Here is a 26,082-nt window from a genome sequence, read left to right as displayed (position 1 = left end):
TCACCATTATAATATTGTTTTTGCAGGGCTTTCAGGAACTTTACTTTTGTGTTTGCTCCTGATTATTTTATTAATAATCATGTCAACTTCCTCTGCTGAAATATTTAATCTATTAGCTATTTCATTATTTTTCATATATTTTTCAGTAGATAAATAAAGAATCTGATCAAGTAAATCATAACTCATTCCAATTTCGTCCTCGTCAGTTTGATTATCCCATAATCCTGCACGTGGAGGTTTTTCGATGATTTCCTTTGGAATATTTAAAAATTCACTTAATTTAAATACATCGGTTTTATACAGGTTTCCAATCGGTTCAATATCACATGCACCATCCCCATGTTTTGTAAAGTATCCAATTAATATTTCGCTTCTATTACCAGTTCCACAAACGATGTAGTTGTTATGGTTAGCATAATAATAAATGATAGACATTCTAATTCTAGCTTTTAAATTACCTATGGCTAAATTATAATTGTCTAATTGAGTTACAGATAAATATTCATTTAAAACACTGTCAATAGCTATTTCTTTATATTTAATTCCTAATTCTTGAGCTATTTCAATAGCATGAATTTTATCTTCAGTTGGTGTGGTAGTGGATGGCATACTTACTCCAAATACATTTTCTTTTCCAACAGCTTCGCATGCAAGATATGCTGCAAGTGTTGAATCAATTCCTCCACTCAAACCAATTACAATACCTTTAGATTTAGATTCAGATACTTTTGATTTAATGAAGTCAACAATGTTGCATTTTGTTTTTTCACAGTTTAGTTTTGGAATTTCACTAATGTTCTCACCAACCTTTATCATTCATACATTGAATAATATGTAATTATTAATTTATATATTCTATTGTGTTTTTAATTGTGATTATGGGGAATTATAATATTAAATAACATTAAGGGAATGTTTGAATTTAGTAAAATTGTTGCTTACGATGGTAATTTACAATATTTGTAAAGAAATTTGCTATTTATGTAAAATGATGCATAAATATGGAACATTGATGATTGTAAAAATCATTATAATAACTAAATTTATATACTATAATAAATTAAATAACATTAAGTTACTAAAAGTAGGTTTATTAGGAGGTAAAAATTGTCATTTAAAGATTATTTTAAATTTGATAAAGACAAAACCACATTTATTTTTGTTGGTGGTAAAGGTGGAGTCGGAAAAACTTCTGTTTCTTCTGCTACTGCATTATGGTTAGCTGAACAAGGTAAAAAAACATTGATTGTATCAACTGACCCTGCTCATTCGTTAGCGGACTCATTGGAAGTACCAATTGGAAGTTATCCTCGTGAAATTAAAACTAATTTGTTTGCTGTTGAAATTGATCCGGATGTAGCAATGGCTCAAAAACAAGCACAATTGGAAGCCCAAAAAGCAGCAAATCCTGATGATGGTGGGTTATTGGGTATGGACTTTTTGTCTGACCAATTGGATATGGCATCTGCATCACCCGGCGCTGATGAAGCGGCTGCATTTGAAATGTTTATGGGTGTAATGAATTCTGATGAATTTGACGTTGTTGTATTTGATACTGCACCAACAGGACACACTTTAAGATTATTATCTTTCCCTGAAGTAATGGATTCTTGGGTAGGTAAAATGATGATGCTTAAAGCAAAATTGGGTGGAGTAACTAACTCATTAAAGAAAATTATGCCATTTATGGATGCTGTTGATGATCCTCAAACTTCTGAAGATTTAAAAAGAACCAAAGAACAAATTGACATGGCAAAAGAAGTTTTATCTGATCCTGATAGAACCACTTTCAAAATGGTTGTAATTCCAGAGGAAATGTCTATTTATGAATCTGAAAGGGCTTTAGAAGCTCTTGGTAAATATGATATTACTGTTGATAGTGTTATTGTAAATCAAGTAATGCCTGATATTTGTGACTGTGATTTCTGTCATTCTAGACATAAATTACAGCAAAAACGTTTGGCTTTAATTGACCAAAAATTCCCAAATCAACACATTGCTGAAGTGCCATTATTCAAAGATGAAGTTAAAGGTCAGGATAAATTGTTAAAGTTAGCTCATATTTTATATGATGATGAAGACAACGATGAAGTTGTCCAGGATGCTATTCAGCTTTAAAAAATAAATAAGTTAAAATAAAATATTATTTTAACTTTCAATTACTTTTTTTATTCAAAGTGCTATCAAGCAAATTTGCAAGTATTAATAATGCCGTTGAAAAAATTAATGGATTTCCAATAGACATTTCATAAAATGCAATTATTGTTGCGAATATTATTATAATCACAATGTTAATATTTAATTTTCTTTTAGATTTTTTACTTGTGTCAAGAATTGTTTGTGTACTTGTGTAAAAAATACTAATGAGAAATGCCACATCCCATATAGCACTATATTTTGGATAAACAAGGGTTATAGCTATTAATGCACATAATATTATAATTATTGATACTGTAAATTTACTTTCTTTTTTAATTTTTATCACCTGTTCCAACTTTTATCCCAATATTTTTGAGGCATACTAAATGGTGTCCAGTAGTCATCAATGAAATATTTGTAAGTCTCTGTTTTACTTAATTTTCTTGTTTTCCCATCACTTATATAGATTGCATTATTGCGATCTAATGTCATATCATCTCTGATTTTTACTTCAATAAAATCACATCCTCCTTTTTCATTCGGAATATTGTAAATTTTTTTTGATTGTAAATATCCTGGTCTTGTAAAAGTAATTTTATCCATAACTTCATGCCAATCACTTTTTTCAACCATTTCGTTTCTATATGTTGTTCCTCCACTTTGTATAAGTGCCATTGTTGTAATTAAATTCATACCTAATGATCCAACCCCATTTAATGGTTTGGCAAGTAAATTTGCAGCCATATAAAATAATTTACTAATTGGATGTGTCTTATTGGGGTATATGTTTGATAATCCATTATTAATAATGTTAAATGTTTCTTTAATTCCTTTTATTATGTCTTTTGGTATAATTCCAACACCGCAACAGTCATGTGTGGTTTTAAGTGATGATCCTTTATAAACGGAGTTTTGAGCTAGAACTACACTTGAAACTCCGCTGCTTGTATTTAATATAATTGCAGATTTTGAATTTGCTTCTGAAAATATGTAAATCATGTCATCTAATTGTGCAATACTAAAGTTGTTTTTTAGAATGGATAAAAATACATTATCTAATGAGTTTGAACTTTTATCCAAGTATCTATATGCAACTTTCAATAATGCATATTCCTCAATATTTGGTAAATTCATTGAATTTAATAATTTGAATAGGAATGCATTGTCAAATTTGCCTGTTACTTTCATACCCATGTCTGCATTTAGTATATTTAAATAAGTGTCTTCTAAGTTTATTCCACCTAATATTGTTAGGGTATTGTTTCTTTTCCAATTCACATTTAATTCTTTGGAGCTCTTATCTGCTATTATATCTGCAATCCAAGCTACTTCAAGAGATGCTAAATGCATTCCATAAATATTCATTACTCCAAATCTACTTAAATAGTCCGGATTTTTTAAAACCCAATTCTCTAAAGTTTTTTGATTTATTTTTTCATTAATCAGAGTATATGATTGCAGAACTTCAAATCCCATTGCAGTTCTATATTTTTTATTAAGGCCGTAACTTATATTCTCTTCTTTTTCTACTTCTTTAATTTCATCAACTTTAAATTTAGTTATAATGGTTTCTTGTGAGGCATATCCTACTATTGAATTTCCAAAATAACTAAATGTTACGGGAGTGTTGGTGTTTGCAAATCTAATTGTGTCATTGTAATTTCCATAATTGAAATTATAAATTGTTTTTCCATGCAATGCAGATAAACTGTATCGTAAGCTGAATTCATCAAAACTCAATGTGTTGAAGTTAATTTTTGCAGTTATTTTATCATTTTCCACATATGTTAATGTTTCACTTTTATCTAATCCTTTACTTGCATAAAATCCAAATAAAGCTGTATTATCTTTTGTTTTACTCTGATAGTCAATTTGTGTGTAATCATTTACTTTGCTAATAATTATTCCATCTGAGGTTAACTTGTTTCGGTTTGTATAACTTTTTACTCCACTCCCATCAAAGGGCACTAGATAATTATTATTGTATCTAAGAGTTATGGAATTTATTCCGTTAATTGAAGTTGTTGTAAATGTGTAAATTTTTCCCCCAACTTGAATTTTAAATATTTCATTTTTTGGCATTTTTATGATGCCGTTGATTCCAGATTTAAGACAGTAAACAGAGTTATTAACCACATATTTTGCTGTAACATTAACATAATTTGGAATTAATGTTGTATGGATATAATTGGTTGATTTCACTATTTTATTTATGTTGATTTTATTAGTATTTTTAAGACCCATATATTCGGTTGTTATTGAGTGTTTCCCAACATCTAAATTGATGTCTAATGTTGCAATGCCATTTTTATTAGTTTTTTTTGAATATGTTTTTCCGTTAATCTTAAATGTAACTTTTTGATTTGGATAAACTTCGCCTTTATTATTAAATACTTTTACATTAAATTTACCATCATTTTGCCCATTAATGCTTAAATCTTTAGTTTTAATTAAACTTTTTATAGTTATTTTTTTATTTACAGTTTCAGATGTCTTTGGATTTATAATGGATATGGCGTATGTTCCAGGTTTTAAATTAATCGGTAATTTTCCAACACCCTTTTTGTCTGTTTTAACAGTGTAATGTTTCTTATTTAACTTGAATTTAACGGCTTTATTTTTTAATATATTTCCTTTTTGATTATAAAATTTAGAAGTGTAGGGCGATGTATTTTTATAGTATTTCTTAAAATCATTACTTTTTATTGTACTTTTAACTGTAATTGTGCTCTTTTTTGATATTGCAGTGTATTTAGTTGTTCCAGCAAATCTTATTTTAATTGGATAATTTCCACTTTTTAAACTGCTAATTGTAAGGTAAGCATCACCTTTACTGTCAGTTTTTTTGTTATAAACTTTGCCATTAACAGTAAAATCCACTTTTGCTTTTGTTATTGCTTTTTTATTTTTATTTTTCACTGTTGCTTTGAATTTACTTCCATCCTTATAATACATTTTTAAATTAGGTGCTTTAAGAGTGACTTTTTCTTTTTTAGAAGTTTCCTTACTAACACTTGACTTACATAATTTTTGACTTGAATCTGTTTCTTTTTGAGTTAATAATGTTTCATTTTTATTATCCGCCGCTGATACTGCGGTAATTAAAAAAATAAATAATAAAATGAAACATGTGGTGTTTAGTTTCGCATTCATGATATCTACCTTAATGTCAATTTTGTCAAATCGACGATTAAAGTTTGATATATGAACTATATAAGTTTTAATTTTAAAAATAAATAGTAAATGACTTTTAAAATAAATTTTAACTGTAAATTATCTTAATAAATAATCATAATACACATATAGGTAAATTCACTTTGTGCAATATCTTTTAATGTAGCCTCAACAATGTTTTCATCAGGATAACTTAATCTCTCACATACCACAACTTTCCTATTTTCTTCAACACCATGGTCAAGTAAAAACTGGGCCATATCTTTTACTTTTCTTGAAGGAAGGGCTATTGTTGTCTTTCCATTGTTAATGACAGGTAAGATGTCCTCTATATTTTCTCTACCGTGAAATGTCATTACATTAGCATTGTCCCATTGGATATGGCATTTTGCAGCTGCAAGCTGCAGGGAACTAATTCCTGGAATAACTTCAATATTTTCATTTGGGAATTCTTTTTCTTTTGAAATTCTTAAAACTGTATTTAAAACACCTGAAAAACCAGGATCTCCTGTTGATAATATTGATACGGTATTTCCATTACATGCAAGTTGAACACCTTCATTTAATTTCTCTAAAAGTTCTTTTACATTAAATGCAATTTTATTTTGAACATCATCAAATAACTCAATTGCTCTTGTACTTCCAATGGTATAATCACTTGTTTTTACAGTATCAATTGCTTTTTTAGTTAAATATTCGGAAGCACCAGGACCAATCCCAATAATAAAAATTTTTCCAGTTTGCATATTTTCTTATTTATTTAAAATTGGTATTAATAGTTACTTTTTGGTTACAAAAATCATTTAAATATTAACAAGTAATGTTTATGTGAGGCGATTAAAATAAACACTGAAGAGCAATTAGATTTTTTAATTAATTACTTAATAAATGAAAGAGATGAATTAATTGAGGTTCCGCCTAATTTTATTGAAAAAAGAAATTTGCTTCGTGCATTAATGAATATTAGGATGCCTAATGAAGTATCTTCGGAATTTTTAAATGTCCAAGATGATTTTTTAACTGCTGAAACTTTTAATAAATATTTAACTTCTGTTGATGATATTGCTGAAGTTAAGGGCAAATTAATGCTGTGGCAGGGTGATATTTCAACTTTGAAAGTGGATGCAATTGTTAATGCTGCTAATTCAAAGTTACTTGGATGTTTTGTTCCATTACATAATTGCATTGATAATGTTATTCACTCAGCAGCAGGTATTCAATTAAGGGATGAATGTAACACGATAATGAAAATTCAGGGTAAGGATGAAGAAGTTGGAAAAGCTAAAATCACTGGTGCTTATAACTTACCTTCTAAATATGTAATTCATACAGTTGGTCCTACTATTCCACAAGGCTTTAAACCATCTAATTATGATTGTGAATCATTAGCTAATTGTTATAAATCCTGTTTGGAAGTTGCAGATTACAATAATCTTGACTCAATTGCATTCTGTTGTATTTCAACTGGAGTATTTAATTTTCCACATGAACTTGCTTCAAAAATTGCAATTGGAACTGTTGATGAATATTTAAAATCAAATGAAACATCATTAAAGCATGTAATTTTTAATGTGTTTACAGATTCGGATTATTTGATTTATAAAAAAGAGTTATTCGGTGATTAAGATGGATAATTTCAAACAAAGATTAAATAAATCCAAAGAAGCTATTGATAATGCAGATTATATTATTATTGGTGCAGGAGCTGGATTTTCAGCAGCTGCTGGAATATTATATTCTGGAAAAAGATTTGAAGATAATTTCAAGGATTTCATTGAAAAATATGATATGAAGGACATGTATTCAGCAGGGTTTTATCCATTTAAAACTCAAGAGGAAAAATGGGCTTATTGGTGTCGTCATGTTTATGTAAATAGATATTCTGTTGGAAAAACAGAGTTATATAAAAAATTATTTAATTTAGTTAAAGATAAAGACTATTTTGTATTAACAACAAATGTTGAACATCAATTTTGGATTAATGACTTTGAGGATAAAAGAATATTCGCAACTCAAGGGGATTATGGTTCAATGCAATGTGAAAAAGGATGCCATGATAAATTATATTCAAACGAGGATTTTGTTTATGAATCTTTAGGAAAAATAGAAGGTTGCAGAATTCCGTCTAATCTGGTTCCTAAGTGTCCGGTTTGTGGAGGGAATATGGATCTTAACCTAAGAAAAGACCAATTCTTCATTGAAGATAAAAAATGGCATGAAATGGCCAGTAATTATCAGAATTTTTTATCCAGAATTGATGAAGATAAAAACATTGTACTTTTAGAATTGGGAGTTGGATTTAACACTCCAACAATTATTAGATATCCATTTGAACAAATGACATATAATAATAAAAATATGACTCTAATTAGATTAAATAGGGATTATCCAGATGCAATTGATCAAAATAAAGATAGAACAATAAGTTTTGATGAAGAGATTTATGAAATATTTGATTATTGGCTTTCAAGATTTTAATTCATTAATTTCTTTTTTTAAGAATTCGTAAATTGAGGAAGCTCCAATTAATTTACCAGGATCTTCCCATTCAGAAGGATATAAAATGAAAGGTTTTGTTTGATCTCCTCCAAGACCTCCATGACTTCCAATTAACTCTTCAAATGCATTTACTTCATCATATTTTTCATCATAAAAACCATTGACCATTATGTCGGGCATATTGTTAAATGTGTTTTGTCGTTTTAAATGTCTTGCAGCATTTTTTCCATAATTAATTAAGGGGTTTTCACCAATTATTTTATCTGTATCTAAATAGTATATTCCATCTTCTCCAATCACCATGCCTCCATTGGTTATTGAATGAACTAAAATGAATCCAATTCCTGGATGTTTTACAAGGCCGGGTATCAATTCAGGAAATAACATAACTATTTCTTCATAGGTTAAGCGTTGTTTCCATTCTGTTAAATATATTAATCCTAGGTTTCCAGAACCTAAAACAATCAATTCAGAATCTTTTGCTTTTTTAGTGCTCTGTTCAATACTTTCATGGCCTTTAATGTATTCTAAACTATTTGAATATTTTTTTCTTAAATTTTGGTATTGTTCATTATCAAAAATAATTGCAGGTTTTTTATTTTCAAGTTCATCTCTAATATTTTGAAAATATGTATTTTCATCAAATATATCGTCACGAAAATCACCTATTTTTTCTTTGACAATTTTTAATTTTATATTTTCAGAAAAAACTGCATCTCTAAAGTGATCAATATTAAATTCATTTCTATAAACTTTTAAATCATCTGGAAGAAATCTTCTAACATAATTTCCGAGTGTTATTCCATATTTTTGTTTAAATGTTGCCCCATTACTTTGGCCATGGTCTGATAAAATAACAAGTTTGTAGCCCCTGTTGCTCATATCAATTGCATTTGTTAACCTTTGAATTTGAGTATCAATTTGTTTTAATACTGGCCACACATCTTCATCTTGTGTTCCAGAGTGATGGGCTACTTCATCATACCCCATAAATGTTGCATATGCAGTATCAATTTCTCCTTTTAATATTTCACTTGTCAGAATATCTGTTGTAACTTCTCTAAGCACTACATTAGCACCAGCTCTCACAGCAGCATAAACAACTGTTCTTCTAAGTCTTGGTTGGATATTTTTTATTAAATGTTTAATTTGTGATTTTAATTCAACTAAAATGTCCCATAAAAATAATGTAAATATTCTTTGGTAGTTGTAAGTGTCTAAAAATACTGTATTTAATGTTTTATGGTTAATTCTAGTTAGTGTCCCTAATTTTGAAGAAGTTAATGGTGCACTTTTACTATCTCCTGAAAACATATTGCTAACGCTTATTCCATCAACAAGCAATCCTTCCCCATTACTTATTCTTTTTTCTATTAGTGGAGCATGGCTTAATTTTCCAGAAACAATTATCTTATTGTCATTTTCTTTTTCAACCCATCTATAAGCTACAATATTTTCATTATTTCCATGCAATATTCCCGCCTGGCTTGCTCCGGTTTGAGAAGATAAATCTGTTTCCCATTCTTTTAGATTATGAGTACTTGAATCAATCCATTCTTTAATTGTTGGCATTATATTATTGTCAATTGCTTTTTTTAGAATATTTATTGATAATCCATCAATTTCAAGCATTATAATTCCCGGATAGCTTTTTGAATCTATTTTTTTATTAAGGGCGTATTTTACAATATTTTTAAGATGTCTATTGTAATAATTAGTGTTTGTCATGTTTGTAACAACTGTTGTGGCAATTGACATGAAAAACGGAACTTTAATAGATGCATAAAAACCAACATCAACATTCGGAATAAAGTAACAAGCAATATAAAAGATTAATGCATTAATAAATATTGTACCAATGCCTAAAGTTTGTATCATGAACTTCATAAAAAATCTTTTAAAAATTGGCCATAGTAATGTATTGGCTATGGTTATTGAAAGGACTATGAAAAATGCATTATACCACGGTCCTATGGAAAAATCTCCATATAAATCTGACATTAATATTATAACTAGTATATTAAGTAAAACAAGTAAAATTAAATTAATTATATTTTTTGTTGAAGTTATGATATTATGAGTATTCATTTTACATCGATTTTTTGTTTTCTATTTGTTTTAAGGGTAATTATTGTAATTTCAGGTTTACAATTAATTCGCATTCTGAATGAATTTGTTCCAAGTCCTTTACTTGTATACTGTATCATATTTCTAACTTTATAAAGGCCAACGGGGTATTTTTTTGAGTTCGGACCTCTAAATGGTGTTGTTTCGAATTTTGGGATTATGAATTGTCCGCCATGTGAATGTCCTGAAATTTGCAAATCAAATTTGTTTGTTTTAGATGATTCTTCTGCAAAATCTGGCTCATGGGCAAGTAAAATACTTGGAGTATCTTCTCTAATTTTAACTAAAACTTCATCTAAATTATCTGCACAAACAGTGCAGCTGTCAACACCACAAATATTTAAAAATTCACCTTCTTTTTCAAGAGTATAAACTTTATTGCTTAAATCTATGATCTTTGATGATTTAAATATGTCTCTAATTTTTGATGCATCCATCCAGTGATCATGATTTCCTAAAACTCCAAATTTTCCATATCTTGATTTTAATTTTTTAAAAGAGTCAGTTAGGGATTTTTCATAACCTTCTGTTATGTATGAAAAATAATCTCCAGTTAAGGTAATTAAATCGACATTTAAAATATTGACATAATCTATAAGTTCATCTAAGTATTCCGGATTAATCCATTGACCTAAATGAATGTCTGTTAGATTTAATATCTTAAAATTATGAAAGTTCCATCCAAGATTATTTAATTTAATATCTACTTCAACCAAATCAATTTCACTGGGTTCAAACTTCTTGTCTGGAAGTGAATAAGTCATTGCATCTTGAATTCCCTGTCGAATCTTCATTGCTGGAGGACGATCAGTATCATAGTTTTTCATTAAAATATTATATGCATTCTGAAACTATTTATAATTTTAAATACAGATATTAATGTGTTATTAATTATTAAGTGATTATTATGCTTCAAATTGCAGTTTGTGGAAAACCAAATGTGGGGAAATCCTCTTTTTTTAATTCAGCAACAGCATCTACTGTAGAAATGGCAAATTACCCATTTACAACAATTGATGCAAATAAAGCTGTTGCTCATGTAATTAAGGATTGTCCATGTAAGGAGTTGGAAGTTACATGTAATCCTCATAATTCAATTTGTATTGATGGAAAAAGATTGCTTCCAATTGAATTGATAGATGTTGCAGGTTTAGTTCCTGGAGCACATGAAGGAAAAGGATTAGGTAACAAGTTTTTAGATGATTTAATGCAAGCTAAAGTTTTTATTCATGTCATTGATGCTTCAGGTTCAACTGATATTGAGGGAAATCCTGTCGATCCTGGAAGTCATGACCCATTAGAAGACATTCAATTTTTAGAAGAAGAAATAGTAATGTGGATGTACGGAATTTTATCAAGAAATTGGGTAAGACTTATAAGAAAAGTTGGTGCTGAACATTTGGATATTTCAAAAGTATTGTTTGATCAATTGTCCGGTACTGGAATAACTATCGAGGACATTATTGAAGCTAAAAGGAATATTGAACCAGATTATAATAAATGGGAAGAAAAGGATTTAATAGAATTAACAAGAAATATCTTAAGGATTGCCAAACCAATGATGATTATTGCAAATAAAGCAGATCTTCCAACTTCTGCAGCTAATATTGAAAGAATTAAAGAAAAATATCCATATGTAATTCCAACTTCAGCGGAATCTGAAATTGCACTTGTAAGAGCAGCAGAAGCAGGTTTAATTTCATATATTTCAGGGGATGATCATTTTGAGATTTTACAAGCTGATAAGTTAAATCCAAATCAACTTAAAGCATTGGAATATATTCAAACTAATATTTTAGACAAATATGGCAGTACTGGTGTTCAGAAGGCTTTAAATTATGGAATTTTCGAATTACTGGATAGGATTGTTGTCTACCCGGTTCAGGATGAACACAAATATACAGATCAAAAAGGTAATGTTTTACCAGATGGATTTTTAGTTCCAAATGGTGCAACTCCTCGTGAATTGGCCTACATTGTACACACGGATATTGGTGATAAATTCATGCATGCTGTTGATGCAAGAAGAAACATGCGTGTAGCTAGCGATTATGAGTTAAAGGATGGGGACATTATTAGTATTGTAACAAGAGGTTAAATCCTCTTTTTTTTCATTTTTATAGGTTTATGGTTAAATTAACTAAAAAGTTAAGTTCTAATTAATTTAAAGTATTATTTTTAAAAAATCTGCTGTCTTAAAGTTAGCAGTAGTTAAGATTTAAAAAAATAGGATTACTTAGTATTGGAGATTCTGCAAATTAATAATGATAAATTATTAGATTAGGTAATTAAATGTTGGAATTATAAAAAAGTCTTAAAGACCATAAAATATTGATTTGGAGATATTATGAAAAAAGTAAAAATTACTGTCATGAGAAAAGTTAGGCATGATGATTTAATTGAAGAATATGAAAACCCTTTGGAGCATGAATGTAGTGTTGAAGAAGGTCAGGTTTTCATTGCAAATGGCTGGGCAAGACCTGATGATTTCTGTGATAGTGCTTGGGAAAGTCTTTCTCCTTTTGTAATGGCTTTAGCTAATGGTGCTAGTGATTTTTATGATGGGTGGATGAAAAACAAAAAATCTGCAATGATTTCCTGTAATGATGGTTTTAGGCCAGTTAGTTTTCTTTTGGAAACACTCGATGAAGATGCAGATTAATTAGGTTAAATCATTCTAATTTTATTTCCTATAAACTTCTTGTTGATGAATTTGAAGAATTTAAAAACTAAATAGTCGTATTTATAGTTTAAATGTTCTTATTCTGTTTGGGATTTATATTTTAACTTGTTAGTTTGATTATACTTACTTCTTTTTTTGTAGATTATACAATTCATGTTATTTTATTGGTGATGTTATTATCAATTCCAACAGTTATTGATGGTTTAACTCAATTAAAGGGGCTTCGTGAATGTAATAATAATTTAAGATTTATTACAGATTTAATGGTGGGTTATATTTGGGTATTATTATTAAATCTTTAAAATACTTCATTTATTTACAAATTGAGGCATTTAATCATGAGTTTTTCAGATGGCCGAAAAGAATGGAGTACTGGAAAAAAGCATTATCAATTATCATATTCTTTTGTATTGGATTAATATTAATGGATATGATAGCTTGTGGAGATTTACCAGATAAAAATACTGCTTCTTCATTTATGTTTTATATTTAGATAAATTGTTAATTTTACAAAAATTTTTTTAAAAATCTATTTTTTACTATTTTTAGTTAATTTAATCGATGTTTTATTTGCACTGGGTAGAATTTGTAGAATTTGTGTTTTGAGTATAATGATTAACTTCATATGGTTAGATTTTAAAAACAATTAAGTATAATATACTTGATAAATTATATAGTTAACTATCAACAAGTGATTAAAATGGAAATTTTTATTTGGATAATATTGGCTATCCTGTTCTTCTTATTGGAAATACTTACAGGTAGTTTTATTTTAGTGTGGTTTGGTATAAGTTCAATAGTTGCAGCTGTATTAAATTATTTTAAATTTGATTTCTACACACAATTTGGAGCTTTTATAGTAATATCAATAATTTTATTGGTGTTTACTAAAAAATTTGCAATTAAAGTCACACCTGAAATTAATAAAAAGACTACTGCAGAAAGGCTGATTGGAAGAAATGCTAAAGTTGTTCGAAAAATTGATGATAAGAACATTATTGTAAAAGTATGTGGTGAAGAATGGTCCGCTTATGCAAAAAATAATGTTGACATTGGGGACACGGTTAAAGTATGTGGAATAGAAAGTATTAAATTAATAGTTGAGTAAAGGATGTTTTAAATGATAGAAACAATAATAATAATTGTCATATTTTTAGTTTACATTGCTATGAAATATGTTAAAATTTTAAGGCCATATGAAAAAGGGGTTGTTGAAAGACTTGGAAAATATAATAGAACTGTTTCAAGTGGGATAGTTGTATTAATTCCATTTTTAGAAAATTTAGAAAGGGTGGATTTAAGAGAACAGGTTGTAGATGTTCCGCCTCAGGAAGTAATTACAAAAGACAATACTGTGGTTGTTGTTGATTGTGTAATTTTTTATGAAGTTGTAGACCCATTTAATGCAACATATAATGTAGTTAACTTTTATCAAGCAATTACAAAACTTGCACAAACAAATTTAAGAAATATAATTGGGGATCTGGAACTTGATCAAACATTAACTTCTCGTGAAATGATTAATGCAGAATTACGTGAAGTATTGGATGAAGCTACAGATAAATGGGGTAGTAAAGTAGTTCGTGTTGAAATACAAAAAATTGAACCTCCGAAGGATATAGTGGAGGCAATGAGTAAACAAATGAAAGCTGAAAGAATGAAAAGAGCATCAATTCTTGAAGCTGAAGGTTATAAACAATCAGAAATTAAAAAATCTGAAGGGGATAAACAAGCAGCAATTTTAGAAGCAGAAGGTAAAGCTGAATCTATTAAAAAAATGGCGGAAGCAAAAAAGCAAGCTTTAATTTTAGAAGCAGAAGGTGAATCAATGGCAATTGAAAAGGTATATGCTGCAATTCACGAAGGAAATCCTGATGATGGTCTTATAGCTATTAAATACTTGGAATCACTGGAAAAAATAGCTGATGGAAAAGCATCTAAAATATTTTTACCGTTTGAATCAAGCGGTGTTTTAAGTTCAGTTGCAGGTATAGCTGAGCTGTTTAAAGAGGATAAAAAAGAATAATTTTTATTCTCTTCTTTATAATATTGTACTTATTTTAATGAAATACTCATTGGATTTTAGAAACATTAACCTAGAATATTTTAATATATGTTTAATCACAATAAACAAAATTTAGGCATACCAAAAAATTTATATTCTATCAAAAATACAATTAACATATGGATGAAAAACATTTGCCGCTATTTGGTGTAGGTCCTTATTTAATGGGATTAATAATTATAATAACCTTTTTATCAATTGCAGCCTCAATTTACAAAATTATACCAGTATATAATATAAATAAACTAAATATCTTCCTTATTACATTGGGAATAATTTCAATCATTTTTGCTATAGTATTATGGTTATTGGCAATACTTAATTCAAAATTAATGAAGAATATTAAAAATAATAATCTAGTAACAACTGGAGTTTATTCTTTTGTATCTCATCCAATATACGCCTGTTTTCTTTTCATATCAATTGGATTAATTTTAATTTCACAAAATATATTATTATTCTTTTTACCATTTCTATTCTGGGCTTTTTTAACAATTAGTCTAATAAAAACAGAAGAAAAATGGTTATTTGAAAGATATGGGGATGAATACATAAAATATTCAAAGAAAGTTAATCGATTCATTCCATTTAAAAAAATATTTTAATAATTCTCCAGGATGACTATAATTTTAATTCAAATTTAATTAATACTTATGACATTAAAGGAGAAGATATCCCAACTTGTGCTCAAAATGCATGGGAACAGTATGGGAAAATCAAAGGAATGAAAAAATTAAAAGAAGTTTCAATATTGATTATGAAAGTTCTGTTCCAGAAGATTTTGCTTCTGATGGAAAAGTGTATTGTTATTTATATATTGCTGTTGAGTCTTAGCATATAATATAATTCTTTCTAATTTTATATTCGCACTGAAATATAAAAAATTAATTTATAATGAAAGATAATGTCGAAAAATAAATGATTCATACAACTGGCTATGTTTTGATAGTTTATTACATATTTTCATTTCAACAAGCTATTCATCCCATAAATCAGCAACTTTATTTGCAATAAATACACAGCAGTCGACACATGGGGATTTATCTTTTCCATTGTTGGTTATTTTACCACAACAAACGGTTCCATATTTTTCTTTAAAAGAATTAAAAATCTCTTTTGCATTTTCTTTGATTTTAACAGGATTATCTAATACTAATCCATTCGCTATTAAAGCACCAGTTACAGCACCGCATGTCCCTTCATCAAATGTTCCACCTATTCCTCCTGCAAATCCGCATGCTATTTTACACATTTCTGCTTTACTCATAGGATATTCTGCAGCTTCACAAAGCCCCATTAATGTTGATTCGGAACAACTTTTAAAATCCCTATACTCTCTAATTTTTTCTTCTAAAATTTTTTTATCTAGTTTCATCATTTAATCTCCAATTGATAATTGTATAATTATATAAATTAAGAATTTAAAATAATTATTTGTTAAATTATTTTAGGTGAAAAAAATATGCATCCAAGACCAAGTCCAATTGCAGCGTCTCTTTATACTTTAAGAGACATGAATGTTGATGTTATTGTTATGCACGGGCCAAATGGTTGTTGTTTTAGAACTGGAAGGTTATTAGAAAGTGATGGAGTAAGAGTCTTAACAACTGCAATGGCCGAAAACGATTTTATTTTAGGAGCTGGTGAAAAGTTAGAAGAAACTTTAAAAAAAGCTTATGACATGTTTAAACCAGAATTGATGGGTGTTGTAGGTACTTGTGCAAGTATGATTATTGGTGAAGATTTAAAAGAAGCTATTGCTAATGCTGATTTGCCGTGCACTGTAATACCTGTTGAGTCTCATGGGGGATCTGGTGAAGGTGACAATACTGTTGGTGCTATTATGGTTTTAGAAGCAGCAGTAGAATGTGGTGTTATACCTCAAGGTGAAGCGGATAGACAAATTGAAATGCTTGAAAAAGCAACTGAAGTTGAAAAAACCCGTGGAATGGCACAAGGAAAATACATTAAACCTAACTTTGGTGATTCAAAGGAAAATGTTGCTAAACTTGTAGTTCGCGCTATTAAAGATGGCAAAAAAGTAGCTTTTGTTCATAATGCTAAAAAAGAAACTGCATATCTGTTTGCAGATATTATTAATTTTGACTATAAAGATATTAGAAGAGATAATAAACCTATCATTGTAGCAAATCTTGATGGCAGCACTGGTCTTGAAAGAATTAGATGTCATGCAAAAAATATCAAAGAAGAATTGCCGATGGAAATTGATTTTATTACAGGGGGGCTTGATGAATATCCTATCACTGCTGATGTTGCAGCTGAATACTTAAAAAATATGGATTTGGATTTAATTGTTGTATTTGGTGTTCCACATGCTTTCCCAATTGAAGACTTTGATGTGGAGTCTGTTGCAATAACAGATGGGCCTCGTTTAGTTGAACCTTTAAGGGATTTAGGTTACAATCATGTTGTTGCTGAATTGGATGCTCATTCAAAAACTCTTGGAACTGATGAAATTGTATTTTCAGACTTTGGCGGTATGATTAGATCAGCTATTGGATGGTTAGATGAATGATTACGATTATTGATTATAAAAGTGGAAATTTAAAAAGTATTTCAAACGGATTTAAAAAAATAGGTGCAGAATACAAAATTAGTGATGATAAAGAGGTAATTGCTAATAGTGATTATCTTGTTTTGCCAGGTGTGGGTGCGTTTGGAAGTGCAATGGAAAATTTAAAACCATTTAGAGATGTAATTCATGAACATGTTTCAGAAGATAAACCATTTTTAGGAATTTGTCTTGGCCAACAGGTTTTAATGAGTTCAAGTGAAGAAGCAGATGGTGTTAAAGGATTGGACTTATTTAAAGGACATGTTGAACTGTTATCAGGGGATGTTAAAATACCTCATATGGGCTGGAATAAATTAAAAATATGTAATAATTCACCTATTTTAGAAGGAATAGATGGGGAATTTTTCTATTTTGTTCATTCATATCATGTTGTCCCTGATGATGAAAGCATTATTGCAGGAGTTTGTGAATATGGTGGGAAAATTGTAGCTAGCTTAAGCCAAAATAATTTATTTTCAACACAATTTCACCCTGAAAAAAGCGGTATAGCAGGACTTAAGATTTTAAAGAATTTTACTAATTTGGAGTTATAACAATGGATATTGAAGGATTTGTAAGAGCAAGAATTGATGATTATGATTATAATGATTTAACAGAGCTTTTAGCTGTAAGAATCAGGGAATATAAAAAAATTTCTGAAAAAAACTCTGTTGAAATGGCAAAAGCGGTAATTGATGAAGTTTCAACAACTCTTAAATTACAAGAGTGTGGTGATGAATTTTTAAAAGAAATAGCTAATGTTAACAAAGCCGATGTTTTAATGGGTGAAATGGGAGTAGGTTCTCGCGGAGCTGGGGATTTCTTTGTTCACAGAAAAATTGCAGAAATTGTCGCATCAACAAATACAGCATCACTTATAAATCCGTCCGAACAAGATGATGGTGGTGTTGTTAAAGCAAAAGCAAACAATGATGATGTTTATATTACAACTGCAGTAGATGGAATTCATTCACGTTTAAGCGAATATCCATTTTTAGGTGGTTTTCATGTAACCAGAGCAACCCTTAGGGATGTTTGTGTAATGGGTGCTGATCCCGTTGCAATTTTAAGTGATGTTCATTTGGCAGATGATGGTGATGTTGCTAAAATATTTGACTTTACTGCTGGTGTTGCTGCTGTATCTGAACTTGTTGATGTTCCAATTGTAGCTGGAAGTACATTGCGTGTTGGTGGAGACATGGTTTTGGGTGATAGGTTTGTTTCTGCTGTTGGAAGTGTTGGTGTTTCAAATCATCCTCCAACAGCAAGAAAAGGAGCAACTGACGGTGATGTAATTCTTTTAACAGAAGGCTCAGGTGGAGGAACAATAACAACAACAGCTTTATATAATGGTTTCTTTGATGTTGTGTGGGATACAATGAATGTAAACTTTGTTCAAGCATCCCATGCATTATTTGAAGCAGATCTTGTAAAAGACATTCATGCAATGACTGATGTAACAAATGGTGGTCTTAGGGGAGATGCTCATGAAATATCTAATACAACTGGTGTTGGTTTAGAATTTTATGAAAAAGAAATCAGACAAATGGTTGCTCCAAATGTATTAAACATGCTTGAAACATTAAATATTGACCCATTGGGAGTTTCAACTGATTCACTAATGTTGATTGCACCTCCTGAAATCGTTGGAGATATTAAAAAAGTGGTTGGAAAATATGATGTTTCAATATCTGAAATCGGTGAAGTTAATACTTCTGGAGAACCAATATTAATTAAAGAAGACTCTTCTGAAGAAAAACTTGTTCCGTTATTCAGAGAAGCTGCTTATACCAAAATTAAAAAATTAGTTGGTGAAACAACTCCTGAGGACTTTGAAGAAATGAAAGAAAAAGTTCAAAGAGCTTCTGATGCAGCTATTGCTAAAAAAGAAAAAGTGATCAATCACATTCGTGCAAATTAATATTTGCACACTTCACTATTTTTTTAATATTTTGAAATTCTATTTTTATTCATGTTAGATGAAAAAGGATATTTTTATATCATTGATGCTATTCTTGCTGTAATTCTTGTTTCAATAGTATTTTTAGTTGTAAATACTGCAATTTCCATTCCAAGTCCAGATTATTCTTATGATTCATGTGAATTCAGAACTGCTCAAGATGTCATGGAAATTCTAAGCGGAAAAGTGAATTTTACAGATAGGACATTTATTGGTGAGATATCTAAAATCTTAAAAGATAATAAAAATTCAAAAGAATCTATTAATTTAGTTTCAAAAATTTGTAAAAATAAATTTAAAAGTTTAAATCTTACAAATTATAGATTTACTGAGAATAAAATTTTAAAAGAAAAAATATTGGACTCATCAGGTGATTATTCAAAAAGTAATATGGTTTCAGTTGCTACACGTAATTATGATGACTATTCTTATACTTTATCTGTATGGTAATCATTAAATACTATTAAAATCATAAAATTATATGTTATCTTATTTTATTGGCCCTGGTGGTGTAGTTTGGATAACACATGGGACTGCGGATCCCATTCCCCGGGTTCAAATCCCGGCCAGGGCATTATATTTTTCCGTGATTATTATGTTAAATGCTAATACTTATGTTACAGCTCAAGAAGGTATTGGGGGAACAATTAGAAACCAATATGAAGATTTTTACGTAGAAGAAATTCCTGAAATTATTCCCGATGGTGAAGGGCCCAATGTTTATGTATGGATTGAAAAATTAGGAAGAACTACATTGGATGTTGTTTTAGATATTGCTCGTGATTTGCATATCTCAAGAAAAAGAATGGGCTTTGCAGGAATGAAAGATAAAAAAGCTATCACTCGTCAATGGATTTGCATTGCAAATATGGATTCTGAAGAACAGTTTAAGCAAGTCGAAGCTTTAGATATTTACAAAACTGATTTTTTAAAAACCGTTCGTGGTCGTAAAAAACTTAGAATGGGTCAACTTCGAGGAAACAAATTCAGAATTCTAGTTAAAGATTTGAAGGATATTGAAAAAAGTGCTGATGTTGCAAACGAAGTTTTAGATGAACTTCAGCATACTGGTGTTCCAAATTACTTTGGTTGGCAAAGATTCGGGAAACCAAGAACAATTACTCATTTAGTTGGGGAAGCATTGGTTGAAAATGACCTTGAAAAAGCTGTTGGAGTTTATATTGGTAATCCTCAAGAGGATGAATCTGAGAAAAACCAAAAAGCAAGACAAGCATATGATGATGGAAATCTTGAAGAGGCATTTAATTTAATGGGTAAGGGGATGCGTTATGAAAAAATGATGCTAAAAGAATTAGTCAAGGCATCTAAAAAAGGAGAATTAACTGATAAAGATTATATGAATGCATTGCATGCACTTCCAAAACCACTTCAAAGAATGTTTGTCCATGCTTACCAATCTTATTTATTTAATGAAGCTGTAAGTAAAAGAGTAGAGATGGGAATTAACAAATATATTGAAGGAGATATTATAATTGACACAGAAGAACATATTGTTCGAGATAAAACTCCTGAAGAATTTCAAGAATTAATTGATAATTTCCAAGCAAGTCCAACTTGTCCCTTGTATGGTACAAAGGTTCCTTTTGCAGAAGATGCTGTTGGAAAAATGGAAGAAGATATTTTAACAAATTATAATATTACAAAAGCCAATTTTGAAGTTCCAAAAATGCCACGCTTAGGAAGTCATGGTCTTAGAAGATCAATGAGATTCAAAGTATGGGATGCTTCAGCTACTGCAACTGATGAGGGGGTTTTATGTGAATTCTCAATTGATAAAGGCTCTTATGCTACTGCTGTTTTAAGAGAAATAATGAAAAAAGATGTTATTTAAGTGATTAATATGATTACATGTAGAAATATTGCAAAAGGAAAAGGAAAAGGTGAATTAATAGTCTCATCTGAACCAATTAGTTTTCTTGGTGGTGTTGATCCTGAAACTGGTATTGTAATTGATCCTACTCATGAATTAAAAGGAGAATGCATTAAAGATAAAGTTTTATTTATTCCTGGTGGAAAGGGTTCTACTGTTGGTTCTTATGTTATTTTCCAAATGATGAAAAATAATACTGCTCCAAATGCCATAATCTGTCTTAATGCAGAACCAATTATTGCAACAGGAGCTATCATGTCCGATATTCCAATGGTTGACTCACCAGCTCAAACTAAAGACTTAACAAATGGGACTTTAGTTGAAGTTGATGGGGATAATGGAACAATTGAAATTTTATAAGGGGTTAAAATGCAAACTCTAATTGAAAATGTAAATATTGTTAATCCTGGTGATGATATAAAAACTCATCAGAATATCTTAATTGAAGATGCTCTGATTAAGGAAATCTCTCAGGATAAGCTATCCACTAAAGATAATGTTAAAATTATTGATGGTGAGGATAATTATTTACTTCCGGGCTTTATTGATTGTCATACTCATATTTTTGCAAAAGGGTTTCATAAAGAAGAAAACATGACTAATCCTTTAGGAATTCATTTTTATAATGCAGTTCCTCATTCTTTGCAAACTATTGATGCGGGTGTTACAACAATTAGAGATTGCGGATCTGCTGATTTAAGTTTTAAATTAGCTCAACAAAGAAAATTATTTACTGCTCCTAAAATTCATTTATCTGTTACTCCTCTTGTCATTACTGGAGGACATTTTGATTTACTTTTACCTTCTGGTTGGGATATGGAGATAATGTATCCTGGGTTTCCAAAAGGAAGGTGTGACGGTGTTGAAGAAGTTTTAAAAAAGACTCGTGAAGTAAAAAGAGCAGGTGCTGATTTTATTAAAGTAATGTGTAGTGGGGGAGTTTTAACAACTAACAATTCACCAGAATTCGCACAATTTAACAAGAAAGAATTGAAAACAATCGCATGTGAAGCTAATGCAAATAATATGAGTGTTTCTGCTCATTGTCATAGTTTAAAAGGAATGAATAATTGTATTGATGTTGGATTTTCATCAATTGAACATGGAACATTCATTGATAGGAAAACTGCTTGTCGAATGGCTGAAAATGATGTTAGTTTAGTCCCAACACTTTTAGTTCATCAATTTTTATATAAAAACGGTTTTCCGGCATGGGATAATTATGCTCGTGAAAAAACAGCAAAATTAAAAGAAATAGTTAAAGTCCACAAGGAAAATATTGCTGCTGCTTATGAAGAAGGGGTTAATATTTTAATGGGAACTGATAGTGGGGTTATTCCTCATGGTCATAATTTAGAAGAATTAATTCATTTAACTGATATTGGAATGAGTGAATCAGAAGCAATTGCCAGCGGAACTGTGAATGCAGCTAAATTTTTAGGCAATGATGACTTAGGCAAAGTTAGGAAAAATTGTATTGCGGATTTGGTTCTGGTCAATTCTAATCCTTTTGATGATATTTCTATTTTAAGCGATAATGATAATATATTAACTGTCATACAAGATGGAATTGTGGTTAAATGAAATTAATTATTGATACTGAATTATGTACTGCCTGTAAATTATGCTCTCAAGTATGTATTCGTGATAATATCTATGTAGATGATTTTGCAGTTGAAATGGGTGATAATTGTTTTGAGTGTGGACATTGTATGGCAGTATGTAAAGTTGGTGCAGTAACTTTAAAAAGTTTCATAGGTCATGAAGATAGAATCCAAGAGTATAATTCTCATGAAATTCCTGTTAAATATGATGATCTGCTTCAACTTTTAAAACAAAGAAGATCTATTCGTTGGTTTAAAAATAAAAAAGTGGATAAAAAAACTTTTGAAAAATTATTTGAAGGGGCATATTATTCACCATCAGCTCAAAACGAACAAGATGTTGAATTTGTTGTTTTAGATGAAAAACTCGATGAATTTATGGATGTCGTTTATGATATTATTAAAGTTGATGAAGATAAATTTTTCAGAATTAAAGAATTCGGCGATTATTTAAAAGATAATTCCAAAAAGAAATTCCACCCATTGTTATGGGAAGGAAAACAACTCATTTTAACATTTTCAACAGATAAAAATAATGCAGTTATTGCAAATACTCGTCTAGAATTACTTGCTTATTCTTTAGGTCTTGGAGGATTTTATTCTCTTTTTATTCTTAAAGCTGATGAAATTAATCATGATAAATTAATGGAATTTTTTCCAGATATTGATAAAAATAAACATATGTATTCTACTTTTATAATTGGATATCCTAAAAAAAGATTCAGAAGAACAATTCCTCACAGGGATATCACTGCAACCTATTACTAATTTAGGTATGACAAAAACTTTATATTGTGGTATGTTTAATAGTTATCATAATAATATAACGGATGTGATGAAATGGCTTATCTCAAAAGAATGGATTTGCCAATTGAAGGAATGCATTGCGCTTCTTGTGTATTAAGTGTTAATAAAACTTTCGGAAAAATTGAAGGTGTAGAAGAAGTTGATGCTGATTTAGCGGCAAATAGGTTACATATTACAATAAATCCTAAAAAAATTTCTTATGAAGAAATGGAAAGATTAGTTAAAAATTTAGGTTTTGAACTTCACTCTGATGAAATGACTTTAAGAATTCAGGGTATGCATTGCGCATCGTGTACTATGAATGTCGAAAATTTTTTAATTAGAGTAGATGGTATTTTTGATGTTAAAGCTGATTTAACATCTCAGACTGCAAAAATAAGATATGATTCATCTAAACTGGATATGAATGAGGTTGAAAAAGTAATTGAATCCTTAGGTTTTGAACTTTTAGGTATTGAGGGTCAAACTGAAATTGATGAGGAAGCAATTTATCAACAGGATCTAAAAGATAAACTCACTAGAATTATCGTAGGCGTAGTATTTACTGCTATTTTGATGATTTTAATGTTTAGTGGATGGGATCCATTAATGGGGCCTATTGCTAGTTTAAATCAAGTCACTGGTCTTCATATTTCTGCAATGGGATTACTGTCATTAATTGTAAGTATCGGACCATTTATTTACATTTCATTACCAATTTTAAAAGCAGGATGGAATGGATTAAGCCATAAAAACTTGAACATGGATGTAATGTATTCAATGGGTATTATGGTTGCTTACGTTTCAAGTATTTTTGGAACATTTGGTATAGTATTGGATCACACTTTCATGTTTTATGATTCTGCGGTTATGCTTCCTGCATTTTTAATGATTGGAAGATACTTGGAAGCAAGGGCTAAAAAAAGAACTTCTGATTCAATTCGTGAATTGATTGGGCTTCAACCTACAGTTGCAATTTCAATTGAAGTCGATGAAAACGGAGAAATTACATCTCAAAAGGAAGTGTCTATTGCAGATATTGTATTAAATGATTTATTGCTTGTAAAACCTGGTGAAAAGATTCCTGTTGATGGTGATGTTGTTGGCGGAGAATCTTGTGTGGATGAATCAATGATTAATGGTGAACCAATTCCTAAAGTAAAAAAAGATGGTGAAGAGGTGTTTGCAGGCACTATTAATCAGGATGGAGTATTATATATTAAAGCTAAAAAAATTGGAAAAGAAACGGTACTTTCGAACATTATCCGTTTGGTTGAAAAAGCACAATCTTCAAGACCTCCAGTTCAAAAATTCGCAAATACTATTGTATCATACTTTATTCCAGTTATTTTAACAATAGCTATTGTTGTATTCTTAATCTGGTACTTTGTACTTGGAGAAACATTGCTATTCTCACTTACCTGCTTAATTTCCATTTTAGTTGTGGCATGTCCATGTGCATTAGGTCTTGCAACTCCAACTGCAGTTACTGTAGGTGTTGGAAGGGCTGCTGAATTCGGAATCTTAATTAAAAATGGTGATACATTAGAAAATGCAGGACAGCTTGATGTAGCAGCATTTGATAAAACTGGAACTATAACTGAAGGAAAACCTGAAGTGGATGATATTATTGCATATGCTACTTCTGAAGAAGATTTAATTAAACTTGTAGCAAGTGTTGAGCAAAATTCAACCCATCCAATTGCAAAAGCTATTGTTAATAAAGCAAAAGAGTTGAATATTGAATTAGATCAGACTACTAGTTTTGAAAATGTCACTGGTAAAGGTTTAAAAGCTGAAATCAATTCTAAAGAAATTCTTGCAGGTAATTTAGCTTTAATGGAATCAGAAAATGTTGAAGTTTCTTCAAAACTTGCTGATAAATATTATGAACTTGAGAAATTATCTAAAACAATTATTTTCCTTGCTGAAGATAAAACTGTTAAAGGTATTTTAAGTCTATCAGATAAGATCAAAGAAAATTCTAGAAGAACCATTGAAGAATTGCATAAAATGGGTGTTCAAACATATATGCTAACTGGAGATAACGAATCTACTGCATTAAATGTGGCTCGTGAAGTTGGTATTGATAATGTAAAAGCGAGTGTTCTTCCTGAAAATAAATTGGAGATTGTTAAAGATGCTCAATCAAATCACACTAAGAAAGTTTTATTTGTTGGAGATGGAATTAACGATGCTCCTGCACTTACACAAGCAGATATTGGTGTAGCTATGGGTAATGGTACTGATATTGCAATGGAAAGTGGAGATGTTGTTGTTATGGAAGGTGATTTGGAAAATGTTGTTGCAGCTATTCAATTCTCTAAAAAAGTAATGCGCAGAATTAAAGAAAATATATTCTGGGCATTTGCATATAATTCAATTTTAATCCCTATTGCAGCAGGAATTTTATATCCTGCATTTGGCATAACATTTGAACCTGCATTGGCAGGTCTTGCAATGGCAATGAGTTCTGTAACAGTCATATCTCTTTCATTAATGCTTAAAAGATATGTTCCAGAAATAAAAAGAAAAAGTAATATTTAAATTAATTGATTATATCAATTAATTCTTTTTTT

27 protein-coding genes and 1 tRNA gene are annotated in these 26,082 nt (G+C 29.8%); 21 read left to right on the top strand and 7 right to left on the bottom strand.

The window, feature by feature from the left end; genetic code table 11:
• Nucleotides 1-6: 6 nt before the first annotated feature.
• Nucleotides 7-795, bottom strand: coding sequence for an NAD+ synthase (locus tag EDC42_RS01590; protein ID WP_069575627.1), 789 nt, complete (start codon nucleotides 793-795; stop codon nucleotides 7-9).
• A gap of 312 nt (nucleotides 796-1,107) precedes the next feature.
• Here EDC42_RS01590 and EDC42_RS01585 point away from each other — a divergent pair, with 312 nt between their 5' ends.
• Nucleotides 1,108-2,118 (top strand): ArsA family ATPase, encoded by a 1,011-nt coding sequence (locus EDC42_RS01585; protein WP_069575559.1) that lies wholly within the window; start codon nucleotides 1,108-1,110, stop codon nucleotides 2,116-2,118.
• A gap of 37 nt (nucleotides 2,119-2,155) precedes the next feature.
• On the opposite strand, the gene EDC42_RS01580 is transcribed toward EDC42_RS01585, so the two are convergent.
• The 3 genes from EDC42_RS01580 to EDC42_RS01570 form a co-directional block, all read right to left on the bottom strand.
• On the bottom strand, nucleotides 2,156-2,485 hold the full coding sequence (locus EDC42_RS01580) for a hypothetical protein (protein WP_069575561.1): 330 nt from the start codon (nucleotides 2,483-2,485) through the stop codon (nucleotides 2,156-2,158).
• Nucleotides 2,482-5,292 carry an Ig-like domain-containing protein gene (locus EDC42_RS01575; RefSeq protein ID WP_069575562.1) on the bottom strand — a complete coding sequence of 937 codons (2,811 nt, stop codon included), beginning with the start codon at nucleotides 5,290-5,292 and terminating at the stop codon, nucleotides 2,482-2,484. The genes EDC42_RS01580 and EDC42_RS01575 overlap by 4 nt, the downstream gene beginning before the upstream one ends.
• A 125-nt stretch (nucleotides 5,293-5,417) precedes the next feature.
• Entirely contained in the window at nucleotides 5,418-6,059 is a 642-nt protein-coding gene (locus EDC42_RS01570) for a cobalt-precorrin-7 (C(5))-methyltransferase (protein WP_069575563.1), read from the bottom strand.
• 90 nt (nucleotides 6,060-6,149) lie between these two features.
• On the opposite strand from EDC42_RS01570, the gene EDC42_RS01565 reads away from it, so the two are divergent.
• Together EDC42_RS01565 and EDC42_RS01560 are read left to right on the top strand one after the other, a co-directional pair.
• On the top strand, nucleotides 6,150-6,938 hold the full coding sequence (locus EDC42_RS01565; protein ID WP_198923038.1) for a protein-ADP-ribose hydrolase: 789 nt from the start codon (nucleotides 6,150-6,152) through the stop codon (nucleotides 6,936-6,938).
• A gap of 1 nt (nucleotide 6,939) precedes the next feature.
• Nucleotides 6,940-7,791: an SIR2 family NAD-dependent protein deacylase gene (locus tag EDC42_RS01560; protein WP_069575565.1), complete on the top strand. Its 852-nt coding sequence runs from the start codon at nucleotides 6,940-6,942 to the stop codon at nucleotides 7,789-7,791.
• Here the strand turns inward: EDC42_RS01560 and EDC42_RS01555 are convergent.
• Entirely contained in the window at nucleotides 7,780-9,900 is a 2,121-nt protein-coding gene (locus EDC42_RS01555; protein WP_069575566.1) for a phage holin family protein, read from the bottom strand. The genes EDC42_RS01560 and EDC42_RS01555 overlap by 12 nt on opposite strands.
• On the bottom strand, nucleotides 9,897-10,766 hold the full coding sequence (locus EDC42_RS01550; RefSeq protein WP_069575567.1) for a metallophosphoesterase: 870 nt from the start codon (nucleotides 10,764-10,766) through the stop codon (nucleotides 9,897-9,899). Before EDC42_RS01550 ends, EDC42_RS01555 begins: the two co-directional genes overlap by 4 nt.
• An 80-nt stretch (nucleotides 10,767-10,846) precedes the next feature.
• On the opposite strand from EDC42_RS01550, the gene EDC42_RS01545 reads away from it, so the two are divergent.
• The 8 genes from EDC42_RS01545 to EDC42_RS09390 all read left to right on the top strand — a co-directional run bounded on the left by EDC42_RS01545 (nucleotide 10,847) and on the right by EDC42_RS09390 (nucleotide 15,521).
• Nucleotides 10,847-12,037, top strand: a complete 1,191-nt coding sequence (locus EDC42_RS01545) for a redox-regulated ATPase YchF (protein WP_069575568.1) — start codon at nucleotides 10,847-10,849, stop codon at nucleotides 12,035-12,037.
• Nucleotides 12,038-12,286: 249 nt separating this feature from the next.
• Nucleotides 12,287-12,601 carry a TIGR04076 family protein gene (locus EDC42_RS01540; protein ID WP_069575569.1) on the top strand — a complete coding sequence of 105 codons (315 nt, stop codon included), beginning with the start codon at nucleotides 12,287-12,289 and terminating at the stop codon, nucleotides 12,599-12,601.
• 191 nt (nucleotides 12,602-12,792) lie between these two features.
• Nucleotides 12,793-12,924 (top strand): DUF2085 domain-containing protein, encoded by a 132-nt coding sequence (locus EDC42_RS01535; RefSeq protein ID WP_233144918.1) that lies wholly within the window; start codon nucleotides 12,793-12,795, stop codon nucleotides 12,922-12,924.
• Nucleotides 12,900-13,115: a hypothetical protein gene (locus EDC42_RS01530; protein WP_069575571.1), complete on the top strand. Its 216-nt coding sequence runs from the start codon at nucleotides 12,900-12,902 to the stop codon at nucleotides 13,113-13,115. Before EDC42_RS01535 ends, EDC42_RS01530 begins: the two co-directional genes overlap by 25 nt.
• 207 nt (nucleotides 13,116-13,322) lie before the next feature.
• The gene (locus EDC42_RS01525) at nucleotides 13,323-13,730 is read left to right on the top strand and encodes an NfeD family protein (RefSeq protein WP_069575572.1); all 408 of its coding nucleotides are present in this window, start codon (nucleotides 13,323-13,325) and stop codon (nucleotides 13,728-13,730) included.
• Between the two features lie 12 nt (nucleotides 13,731-13,742).
• Nucleotides 13,743-14,648 (top strand): SPFH domain-containing protein, encoded by a 906-nt coding sequence (locus tag EDC42_RS01520; protein ID WP_069575573.1) that lies wholly within the window; start codon nucleotides 13,743-13,745, stop codon nucleotides 14,646-14,648.
• A 158-nt stretch (nucleotides 14,649-14,806) separates the two neighbouring features.
• Nucleotides 14,807-15,292 (top strand): methyltransferase family protein, encoded by a 486-nt coding sequence (locus EDC42_RS01515; protein ID WP_069575574.1) that lies wholly within the window; start codon nucleotides 14,807-14,809, stop codon nucleotides 15,290-15,292.
• Between the two features lie 91 nt (nucleotides 15,293-15,383).
• Nucleotides 15,384-15,521: a hypothetical protein gene (locus EDC42_RS09390; RefSeq protein WP_158005596.1), complete on the top strand. Its 138-nt coding sequence runs from the start codon at nucleotides 15,384-15,386 to the stop codon at nucleotides 15,519-15,521.
• Between the two features lie 142 nt (nucleotides 15,522-15,663).
• Here the strand turns inward: EDC42_RS09390 and EDC42_RS01510 are convergent, their stop codons facing one another.
• The gene (locus EDC42_RS01510; protein WP_233144913.1) at nucleotides 15,664-16,065 is read right to left on the bottom strand and encodes a C-GCAxxG-C-C family protein; all 402 of its coding nucleotides are present in this window, start codon (nucleotides 16,063-16,065) and stop codon (nucleotides 15,664-15,666) included.
• Nucleotides 16,066-16,149: 84 nt separating this feature from the next.
• Between EDC42_RS01510 and cfbD the strand changes: the two genes are divergently transcribed.
• The 10 genes from cfbD (at nucleotide 16,150) to EDC42_RS01460 (ending at nucleotide 26,050) form a co-directional block, all read left to right on the top strand.
• Entirely contained in the window at nucleotides 16,150-17,223 is a 1,074-nt protein-coding gene (gene cfbD / locus EDC42_RS01505; protein WP_069575575.1) for a Ni-sirohydrochlorin a,c-diamide reductive cyclase catalytic subunit, read from the top strand.
• Nucleotides 17,220-17,816, top strand: a complete 597-nt coding sequence (gene hisH / locus EDC42_RS01500; protein ID WP_069575576.1) for an imidazole glycerol phosphate synthase subunit HisH — start codon at nucleotides 17,220-17,222, stop codon at nucleotides 17,814-17,816. Before cfbD ends, hisH begins: the two co-directional genes overlap by 4 nt.
• A gap of 2 nt (nucleotides 17,817-17,818) precedes the next feature.
• A complete protein-coding gene (locus tag EDC42_RS01495) occupies nucleotides 17,819-19,183 on the top strand; it encodes an AIR synthase-related protein (RefSeq protein ID WP_069575577.1) in 1,365 nt (454 codons plus the stop codon).
• A gap of 51 nt (nucleotides 19,184-19,234) precedes the next feature.
• Entirely contained in the window at nucleotides 19,235-19,672 is a 438-nt protein-coding gene (locus EDC42_RS01490; RefSeq protein WP_069575578.1) for a hypothetical protein, read from the top strand.
• A 50-nt stretch (nucleotides 19,673-19,722) separates the two neighbouring features.
• Nucleotides 19,723-19,796 (top strand) — tRNA-Arg (locus EDC42_RS01485).
• Nucleotides 19,797-19,817: 21 nt separating this feature from the next.
• Complete coding sequence (gene truD, locus EDC42_RS01480; RefSeq protein WP_069575579.1) at nucleotides 19,818-21,074, top strand: tRNA pseudouridine(13) synthase TruD; 1,257 nt, start codon at nucleotides 19,818-19,820, stop codon at nucleotides 21,072-21,074.
• Between the two features lie 9 nt (nucleotides 21,075-21,083).
• On the top strand, nucleotides 21,084-21,473 hold the full coding sequence (locus EDC42_RS01475; protein WP_069575580.1) for a DUF126 domain-containing protein: 390 nt from the start codon (nucleotides 21,084-21,086) through the stop codon (nucleotides 21,471-21,473).
• Between the two features lie 9 nt (nucleotides 21,474-21,482).
• A complete protein-coding gene (locus EDC42_RS01470) occupies nucleotides 21,483-22,697 on the top strand; it encodes a metal-dependent hydrolase family protein (RefSeq protein ID WP_069575581.1) in 1,215 nt (404 codons plus the stop codon).
• Nucleotides 22,694-23,485 carry a nitroreductase family protein gene (locus EDC42_RS01465; protein WP_069575582.1) on the top strand — a complete coding sequence of 264 codons (792 nt, stop codon included), beginning with the start codon at nucleotides 22,694-22,696 and terminating at the stop codon, nucleotides 23,483-23,485. The genes EDC42_RS01470 and EDC42_RS01465 overlap by 4 nt, the downstream gene beginning before the upstream one ends.
• Nucleotides 23,486-23,557: 72 nt before the next feature.
• Nucleotides 23,558-26,050 (top strand): heavy metal translocating P-type ATPase, encoded by a 2,493-nt coding sequence (locus EDC42_RS01460; protein ID WP_069575583.1) that lies wholly within the window; start codon nucleotides 23,558-23,560, stop codon nucleotides 26,048-26,050.
• The last annotated feature ends 32 nt before the right edge of the window (nucleotides 26,051-26,082 follow it).

This window comes from Methanobrevibacter gottschalkii DSM 11977 (genome assembly GCF_003814835.1).
GTDB classification, from domain to species: domain Archaea; phylum Methanobacteriota; class Methanobacteria; order Methanobacteriales; family Methanobacteriaceae; genus Methanocatella; species Methanocatella gottschalkii.
This window is presented reverse-complemented; position numbering and strand designations above follow the sequence as displayed.